8 protein-coding genes are annotated in these 8,978 nt (G+C 36.9%); 2 read left to right on the top strand and 6 right to left on the bottom strand.

Annotation, left to right across the window (positions count from 1 at the left end):
• Positions 1-358 precede the first annotated feature (358 nt).
• From AC1M89_RS10895 to AC1M89_RS10875, 5 genes are all read right to left on the bottom strand, one after another.
• Positions 359-2,236, bottom strand: coding sequence for a 5'-nucleotidase C-terminal domain-containing protein (locus tag AC1M89_RS10895; protein ID WP_481614224.1), 1,878 nt, complete (start codon positions 2,234-2,236; stop codon positions 359-361).
• Between the two features lie 62 nt (positions 2,237-2,298).
• Complete coding sequence (locus AC1M89_RS10890) at positions 2,299-3,894, bottom strand: FAD-dependent oxidoreductase (protein ID WP_481614223.1); 1,596 nt, start codon at positions 3,892-3,894, stop codon at positions 2,299-2,301.
• Positions 3,891-4,352: a hypothetical protein gene (locus AC1M89_RS10885; RefSeq protein ID WP_481614222.1), complete on the bottom strand. Its 462-nt coding sequence runs from the start codon at positions 4,350-4,352 to the stop codon at positions 3,891-3,893. Before AC1M89_RS10885 ends, AC1M89_RS10890 begins: the two co-directional genes overlap by 4 nt.
• Positions 4,353-4,514: 162 nt before the next feature.
• On the bottom strand, positions 4,515-5,129 hold the full coding sequence (locus tag AC1M89_RS10880; protein WP_481614221.1) for a YidB family protein: 615 nt from the start codon (positions 5,127-5,129) through the stop codon (positions 4,515-4,517).
• Between the two features lie 101 nt (positions 5,130-5,230).
• Positions 5,231-5,698, bottom strand: a complete 468-nt coding sequence (locus AC1M89_RS10875) for a DUF6231 family protein (protein WP_481614220.1) — start codon at positions 5,696-5,698, stop codon at positions 5,231-5,233.
• Between the two features lie 31 nt (positions 5,699-5,729).
• Between AC1M89_RS10875 and AC1M89_RS10870 the strand changes: the two genes are divergently transcribed.
• Positions 5,730-6,605, top strand: coding sequence for a DUF2797 domain-containing protein (locus AC1M89_RS10870; RefSeq protein ID WP_481614219.1), 876 nt, complete (start codon positions 5,730-5,732; stop codon positions 6,603-6,605).
• Positions 6,606-6,640: 35 nt separating this feature from the next.
• On the opposite strand, the gene lpxB is transcribed toward AC1M89_RS10870, so the two are convergent.
• Positions 6,641-7,810: a lipid-A-disaccharide synthase gene (lpxB, locus tag AC1M89_RS10865; RefSeq protein WP_481614218.1), complete on the bottom strand. Its 1,170-nt coding sequence runs from the start codon at positions 7,808-7,810 to the stop codon at positions 6,641-6,643.
• A gap of 186 nt (positions 7,811-7,996) precedes the next feature.
• Between lpxB and AC1M89_RS10860 the strand changes: the two genes are divergently transcribed.
• Positions 7,997-8,872 carry a sulfite exporter TauE/SafE family protein gene (locus AC1M89_RS10860; protein WP_035269154.1) on the top strand — a complete coding sequence of 292 codons (876 nt, stop codon included), beginning with the start codon at positions 7,997-7,999 and terminating at the stop codon, positions 8,870-8,872.
• Positions 8,873-8,978: the final 106 nt, after the last annotated feature.

Genomic DNA, 8,978 nt, shown 5'->3' with positions numbered 1-8,978 from the left:
AATTTCTACCAATTATCAATGATAATATATATCGATCAATCAACCAGTAAAAATCCACACAAGTTGTTCTTCATAATCTCTTAATGATCTTTCTAACATCTCGTCAATGCTAGAAGCTGGACTCGAAACACTTAACAACTCAGCAACCTGCTTCGTTCGTCTCCGTGTATCTCGTCGGTATGGGGTGCATTCTATAGATTTTTTCCTCCCTTGCAACCCCTTATTTTAACAAAAACACATGCATGTTTATTTTTTAAGCAAATTTACGTTTTTTACACTAAAAAATAGACAAAAACGATTAATTAAATTAAAAAACCCTAATTAAATTGGGAATTTTCAGATCAAAAAGCTCTAAATCTTATTCTATGTATTTTTGAGTACTATAATATGAAGTAGGTAATTTTCGAATTGTTTTTATTTCGTGATCACCATCTATTGAATTTAAGTAATTTAAGAATGCTTCTGCATAGTCCAATCCAACTTCTATTCGACGCTCACCTGTAATTTTTTTCAATGTATGATAGTAATCAGCACCATCAGCTAAAAAATTGATGGTTACAATTTTATATAACTGATTTAAATCTAATGGCACAAGCTGGTCAGACCCATTTCTGACTTGAATATTTGTAATACGCTTTCCAATAGGCTGCGTCATATCAACTTGCCAAGTTAATCCAGCCGTATACGGATAACTTCCAGTATTTTTTTGTTCAATCACGCCTGAAATGGCATCTTCAAGCGTATCTTTAATTTCTTGACCAGTCATATTCAATTGAACGAGCGTATTTTTGAAAGGTAAGACTTGGTAGATATCTGCTACAGTGATATTTCCTTTCGCCAAATCAACTCTTACTCCACCTGCATTTTGAAATGAAATATCAGCATTAAAATATTCTTTGCCTTGTTTAAGAAATGCTTCGGCAACCATTTGTTGAATATCACCACCATGGGCATCGACATGCGCATTCAAATTACACACATCACCTAAAGATGATCGTGAGCGATCAAATTGAGTTCCCGGCACACGTCTTGAACATAAATTATCAACTGCCTGCCCAACAACTTTGACTGCAAATAATTTTTTAGATTGCTTATAGGGCTCTAAGACACTCAAAATATTTTGATCTTCTTTAATAATAGAAAAAGGAGCTCGTTCTTTTTCGAATTGATGTTCTATATATTTTTTTTCTTGATCACTGACTCTTTCATTATTTTGCTTATGTTTAAAATCATCGCCAATTAACACATGCGGTGTACCCATACAACTTTGAACCGCACCATCTGCATTAAATTTTACGTTAAGTTCACCAACCACATAACTGTATTGCCATGCTTGAGCAACACAAACAGATTCGCCATTTTTATTTTTCAATTGTAATGGGTAGGCAGCCACAGGAGACATACCATACTTTTCTAATATATGAGGTCCAAACAATGTGTGAGAGTCGCCTCCAATAATCACATCCACATCCGTAAGTTCTTGTGCTAATTTTTGATCTAGTTCATAGCCTACATGTGTTTGTAAAATAATTTTTTTAATTCCCTGTTTTTTGAGTTGATTAATTTCATTTTGAGCTACTGTAATTTCATCATGGAATAATGTGTCTTGATTTGGTTGAGAGGAATTTTTAGTTTTTGATGCAATGGTAAGTCCCACAATTCCATATTTTTCCCCATCGCGCTCGATAACAATAGATTTTTGAATCCGATCTGTCTGATATAAAGGTGAACTCACCCCAAATTCAACATTTGCAGAAAGAATCTCTGTTCGCTCTTTACACTGTCCTTCGTCTAAAAAACCAATAAAATCTTTTAAGCCTTGATCTTTTGCATCAAATTCATGATTTCCCAAGGTAAAAGTATCAAAACACACTGTATTCATCATTTCAGCATCAGCTTTTCCATTTGAGAGGTTGTAATACAAATCTCCTGTTATCGCATCACCAGCATGAATTTTCACTACATTCTGATGATTTTCTGCCATTAGATTCATAAATGTTGCTACACGAGAAAATCCACCACGGGAAACGACTAGTTGTTCTTCACCATGACCTAAATCGAAATTAAAGCTAAGCTCTTCACCATCTAAATGGGAGTGATGGTCATTAATATGAAGAATTTTCAACTCTGAGGGTTGTGTAATATTAGGATTAGATTTTTGGTCATCTCCACCACAACTACTTAGCAATAACGATGTCGTTAATAGAAGACCTGTTATTTTTATCTTGTTCTTCATTTGAATACTCCTTTTTTTAAACCAAGAGTATTCAACGAAGATATGACATTATGATGGTGGATTTATGACACTTTATCGAAATGACTAATTTTATATTTTTCTGCAAATCGCTCAGCTAATGCCGTAATGGTCAAACTCGGATTAACACCAACATTCACAGGAATCGCACTCCCATCAACCACATATAAGCCTTGATAGCCAAAAACCTGATGATTAGAGTCAATCACACCTTTAGAGGAATCCTCAGCCATAACTGCACCACCCAATATATGCGCTGTAACAGATAAGTGCCCCATACTTTCCAATATATTATTCTGTGCTTGACCACCACTTACTTCAGCAAATTTTTCTGCAGCTTCATTTGCTAACGGTATAAAAGACGGCGCTCTTTCTCCAACTGAAACCTGCGTTTTCAAAAAACGCCTAAAACCTCTGAGTGCAGTACGTCCATATACAAATCGTATTTGATTGTCTGCCTGTTGCATGACGGTTAATACAGTGACACGTTTATGCCAGTTTTTAGAACGCCATGATCGAGTTGAAACAAAGGGGTGCAGAAAAAAATGCTTTAAAACATGGAGTGCACGTTTTACAGGTTGATCGCCATTGACCAGTGGTCCCATATAAAACTTCATAAACTCATAACTTGCTGGAAATCGATTCTGAGTAATATGTGTTTTGTCATCTGCATGAAAATGACTGGAAATGGTCGTCCCTCTCGTTAAATCTATTGTTTTATCATTATTAGAGATTGCAACAATCGCCTCACTATTGGTTCGAATATGCTCACCTAACTGACCAGAAATATTCGGTAAGGTTTTGTACACTTCTCTTGAAGCAAACAGAATTTCAACGGTTCCTATAACACCTGCGGATAGAATGACCTGTTTCGCAGAGTAATCTTGTTTTTCTTTGGAGTTAAATGACTGATATGTATGAATGATATATTTTCCATCAACATGTGAAAGATGAGTCACTTTGGTTTCTGGAATAATCTCAACTCCATTGTTCTCTGCAAGATATAAATAGTTTTTATCCAAACTATTCTTCGCACCCTGCGCACACCCCGTTATACAATTTCCGCACTGATTACAGCCTATTCGTTCGGGACCTTGACCATTCAAAAGTGGATCACTCACCCATTGATGAGGATCACCAAAGTAAATTCCCTGTGGTACAGTGTCAAAACTATCTCCACAACCCATTTTTTCTGCTGTTTGTTTTAACCACTCATCTTGCTGACCTTTATATGGATTTAAACTTACACCTAGCATGGACTGAGCCATCTGATAGTGCGGTTGTAATTCCCTCTCCCAGTCTTCTGACAAATGACTCCAAGTTGGATCACGATAAAATTTTTGACCTGGTTTTAACAACACAGCAGCATAAACAACACTGCCACCACCAACGGCAACCCCTCGAACCACACCCATATGTTGGAATACGTCTTGTGCAAGAAAACCCTTCATCCCTAACGTCGGTGCCCAATTTAAGTATTTAGAACTCCGACTTGCTCGATGTAAATCATCTTCAGTGAGCCTTCTTCCCTGCTCTAGCACAGCTACTTTTAATCCAAGCTCAGACAATCTTAGCGCAGATACACTTCCACCAAAGCCTGAACCTACAATAATGACATCATATTCAAATTTTGATTTCATACATCACGACTTAGAATAAATGGAAATGAAAAATGCTTTAAAAAAGGAAGATTAATGATAGTCATACATAACATCGTATGTTCATCAAGCTGTCTTAACTCATCAACCACCCAACGCCATGGAATTGGTGCTGTCTTGCTATAATACAAGGCGATCGTTTGTTTTCCATCAACCAAAGACGCCTCTTCTAGACACTCCATTTGAAGCTTTTCACTTCTCTGCCCGCGATTGAGTAAAATATTAGTGACTAAATTTTGATTGATGAATTTTTTCCCAAACCATCCCCCCAATCCACTTAAAAATAAACTCGGTGCTGCAGACACTCTTAACCACCAAGGACCAATAAACTGAGCCTTATATTCTCCTTGTCTCATGGCAAGTGGCGCGGATGAAAGTTGTTGATAGGTTGCCTTAATCGAGGACAACGAAGCAGTGATTAAATGCTCCTTACGGATCATGAATTTCTCCCTCAATGATTTTTGTTTTATTCAGCATGTCCTATGCTTCTTTACGAAATATATCAATCGTTTAAATTTTATTCCACATACATCCTTTGATCGATTGCATAAAAAAAGCCGAATGTATGTCACATCCGGCTTTTAACTCAAATTAATTTCACTTTATTTCTTTAAAAATCCTGATACAAGATTCAACACATTTTGTATATCTGAATTCGCTTCTTGTGGATCGGTCTTATTTGCTTGAGGTGTAAGCGAATCAATAATTTGTGGTAAGACTGAAGAAATCGCACTGTATACATCCTGTTTAGGAACTTGCGCTTCTTGTGCAACTTGCTCGACATCTTGCTGATCAAATAAATTTTGAACTTGTTGCGTACTGACATTGGCATTTTCACCAGGACCAGTTGACACCCAATCATCCACTTGACTCGTCAGACCTAGACCTTTCAGTTGATCAAGTGCACCTTGCAAACCGCCATTTTTTTGAATCCAATTGAGAATTAAAGGAACTACTGCGATTAATAAGGTTTGAGCGTTTAGACCTGATGATTTGCCTACACCACCAGATTGACTACCCGATAAACCACCAAGTACAGATCCTAAAATCCCTCCCAATCCACCTTGTTGTTGGTTTTGATTGGTCTGATTATATTGTCCCGTTAAACTTCCGAGTACCGAACCAAGTACACCACCCAATCCCGATTGATTAGATTGTTGATTACCGCCTAAAGCCTGTTTCGCTAAAATTTCAACGATATTACTTAAATTTGTCATCAAGACACCTTTGCATTCTTATTTTCATGAATCAGCATATCGTTAAAAACATGGCTTTGTACATTGAAATTGTTGTGTTTTGATAAACTCAAAGTTTGCCATTACCATCGAAACTTATTCCAATTTTCTGGATTAGCCCAAAACTTAGAATTAAACCAATCTGGCACATGCTTATAATTCAAAATATTGAATTGCCATAAGGCGAAATCTTGTTCTGTATTTTTTTGCTCAATGAGCTGCGTGAATCCCAGACTTCTTAATAATTGTTCATCTGCAATATGACTCAACACGACGATTCTTTTTGCCATTAAATCACGCAGTTTTACCAGCATTTGTGATTTATGATGGGTTGATAGTGTATCCATCTGTTCATTTTTTAAAATCACAACACCTAGATCATAGCGTTGCTGAAAAGGAAGCATTAAAAATTCAGTTACGTTAAAATGATTCCATTGGATTGTTTGAGCATAGTCTTGGCTGAGATCCTGACCAAGACATACGGCAGTTTGAATTGGCTGTTCTTTAGATAAATCGTCTAGCATTGACGTGATGACATTTTTCTCAGCCATGAGCTGCACCTTATTTGAGTGAGATTAAAGCATGGAATTACAGGGCATTTGTCATAAAATGCACGCTGGTTTAACCAACCTAAGTGTAACTGAACAACAAACACAACAGGCAAATGTTGAATATAAATTTATTTTAGATCGTTCAGAAATCAATCTCCCGTTCAACTTAGGTCAAGAAATTGAAATTGAATGGACCGGCAAAATTTACTGTGTTTCCTGTGGGAATAAAACACCAAAATCATACTCCCAAGGTCACTGCTTTAAATGCATGAAAACGAAAGCAGCCTGTGATATGTGTATTATGAAGCCAGAAACATGCCATTACCATTTAGGGACTTGTCGTGAAGAAAGCTTTGCCCAAGAAGTATGCTTTCAACCCCATATTGTCTATCTTGCCAATTCAAGTGCATTAAAGGTTGGCATTACCCGTTTAGGTCAAATGCCAACACGTTGGCTAGATCAAGGGGCTACCCAAGCTTTACCTATTATGAAAGTGGGCTCTCGTCGGTTATCAGGACAACTTGAAGTCATGTTTGGTACGCAAGTCGCTGATAAAACAGACTGGAGAAAATTGCTGAAAGGTGAAGCGGAAAAGGTAAATTTGTTAGAGATCAGAGATGAATTGCTCACGGAGTTTGAACCTCAAATTGAAACCATTCGAGATGAGTTCAGCATGAGCCTAGATTTCAATGAAAATGTAGAAATTTTAGAAAACGAACTTCCTCGTGAATTCATTTATCCTGTCGATCAATATCCTAAAAAAATTAACTCGCATAACTTAGACAAAACGCCAGTCATACGTGGAAAACTGCACGGTATCAAAGGACAATATCTGATTATGGACACAGGTGTAATCAATATACGCAAATATACGGGTTATGAATTAAAAATTCGTGCTGATTCATAATGCTAAATCAATAAGGCCTCAATATGAGGCTTTTTTTAAAGGATAGATAGAATTGCGTGCACTGGATCTTCATTTTGATCCGACAATAGTTGCTTGTGCATCGTCAACAATTGCATAGATTGTATTTTTGAGTTTTCGATATTCATCAACAACTCAATCTCATGTGCTAAGTTTTCTGGAGTTGCATCATTTTGGATTAACTCCTGAATTACTTTTTTACCTGCAATAATATTAGGTAAAGAATAATAAGGAATTTTCACTAAAAGTTTCGCAATCCAGTAGGTCAAACTATTTAATTTATAAAAAGTCACCATGGGACGATGCAATAACATCGCCTCAAGTGTTGCAGTACCCGATGCCAACGCCACAATATCACTGGCATCCATGACCATCCGACCTATTTTAGATTCCGCATCAATATTTTCCATTAACTTGATATTATCTCTGAGCCTATCTGGGTAACCTATTAAGATCTGCTCAATTTGTTGTTTACGAGCCTCATTGATGGCTGGAATTAAAAATTGATACTCAGGATATTTTTGATGGACAATCTTAGCTGCCTCTAATACAAGCGGCCCTAACTTATCAACTTCACCACGACGACTTCCAGGCAGTAATGCGATATGTTTTTGTGCAGGATTTAAACCAAGCGCCTGCTTTGCATCGAGTATAGGATTTTCCAGCGGTAATTGATTAGCGAGAGGATGTCCAACAAATACCGCTGGCACATTAAATCGATCATAAAAAGTTTTTTCGAATGGGAATAGGCAAAGCACCAAGTCAATTGAGGCTTTGATACCATGAACACGACCTTGACGCCATGCCCAAACCGAAGGACTCACATATTGAACAGTCTTAATTGGCAACGATTTTTGCTTTATTTTTTTTGCTAAGCGTAAGTTAAAATCTGGTGCGTCAATCCCTATAAAAATATCAACAGGTTGTTTAGTCCATTGATCAACCAAGCCATCTCGAACCGCAAAAAGTTTTTTAATATCTTTTAATACTTCAACAATTCCCATCACCGATAGAATATCCATCGCATAATAGCTTTTAAAACCCTCTGCAATCATTTGAGGACCGCCAATTCCTTCAAATTCAGCATCAATTCCCTGCTCTCGAAAACGACGTATTAATTTGGCGCCTAAGGTATCACCTGAAACTTCACCAACCACAATGCCAATTCTAAGTTTTCGATTTTGCAAATGAATATCCTCTTTCATGCTCTACAAGTATCTTAACATAAGCATCTCATAACAGATTGAGTTCTTGAAATATCTTAACTTAGTAATGCTTTATCTTATTTTTGAATAAGTAAATGAATAATCAAGACAACAGCTTATATTCAAAAATCATAAGATATGCCGGTTTTCTGATAAGTAGCACAAACGATGTACGGTTCTATTGAATATATTTTAGCAGGTGTTTTAGTTGGTTTCTGTGTAGGGGTCACTGGCGTGGGTGGTGGCTCACTTATGACCCCTATCTTGATTGGTTTATTTAAAATTGAACCACATATTGCGATTGGTACAGATCTACTTTATGCCGCGATTTCTAAGTTTTGCGGCTCTTTTGTACATGCAAAAAAACTTAATATTGTTTGGCCTATCGTCATTTGGCTCGCGATCGGAAGTATTCCAGCCTCTTTAGCCACAACTTGGGTTTTAGACAACTATTTGAGTCAATCCACACATTACAAAGCCATTCTCACGATGGTCTTAGGCTTTATGCTGACCATTACTGGTATTTCAATTGTATTCCGTACACAGGTAGAAAAATTCTTCAAAAAATTTTCCAAAGAAGTTACTGAACAGGAAGTTGAATTAACTCGAGAAAAATTAAAGCAGAAGCGTTTATATATAGCTTTAATGGGTATTGTACTGGGTATTTTTGTGACCTTATCTTCAGTTGGCGCGGGTGCATTCGGCATTATGGCACTGATCATCATGTTCCCTAATTTACCTATGATTAGAATTATTGGTTCTGACGTTGTACATGCAGTTTTACTGACGCTCGTGGCAGGTATGGGGCATATGAATTCAGGTAATGTGGATTTCAATTTATTAATGTGGCTTTTAGTCGGATCGATTCCTGCAATCATCGTTGGTACGCTGGTGAGCTCCCATTTACCTGAAAAAATTATTCGCAAGGTACTGGGCATCACCTTATTTGCCATTGGTGTTAACTTCATGCTTAATCCAGTCAAAGCGAAACCTGTGACCGCACCTGAGGCAGTTATTGAAACCTCAACTCAAGCCCAGTCTTAATTAATATCATGTTCAAACTGTAACCTCAGTGAAGCTGTATAATTCACTGAGGTGAAATTAAATGATTTATTCAATTTAATAATTTTCAAAAATTAAATCATTCTAT

It is taken from the genome of Acinetobacter sp. ANC_7635 (genome assembly GCF_056779945.1).
This window is presented reverse-complemented; position numbering and strand designations above follow the sequence as displayed.

Bases quoted from the DNA above. Each gene is read 5' to 3' on its own strand.
- AC1M89_RS10895 (WP_481614224.1), bottom strand. From the start codon at position 2,236: ATGAAGAACAAGATAAAAATAACAGGTCTTCTATTAACGACATCGTTA.
- AC1M89_RS10890 (WP_481614223.1), bottom strand. From the start codon at position 3,894: ATGAAATCAAAATTTGAATATGATGTCATTATTGTAGGTTCAGGCTTT.
- AC1M89_RS10885 (WP_481614222.1), bottom strand. From the start codon at position 4,352: ATGATCCGTAAGGAGCATTTAATCACTGCTTCGTTGTCCTCGATTAAG.
- AC1M89_RS10880 (WP_481614221.1), bottom strand. From the start codon at position 5,129: ATGACAAATTTAAGTAATATCGTTGAAATTTTAGCGAAACAGGCTTTA.
- AC1M89_RS10875 (WP_481614220.1), bottom strand. From the start codon at position 5,698: ATGGCTGAGAAAAATGTCATCACGTCAATGCTAGACGATTTATCTAAA.
- AC1M89_RS10870 (WP_481614219.1), top strand. From the start codon at position 5,730: ATGGAATTACAGGGCATTTGTCATAAAATGCACGCTGGTTTAACCAAC.
- AC1M89_RS10860 (WP_035269154.1), top strand. From the start codon at position 7,997: ATGTACGGTTCTATTGAATATATTTTAGCAGGTGTTTTAGTTGGTTTC.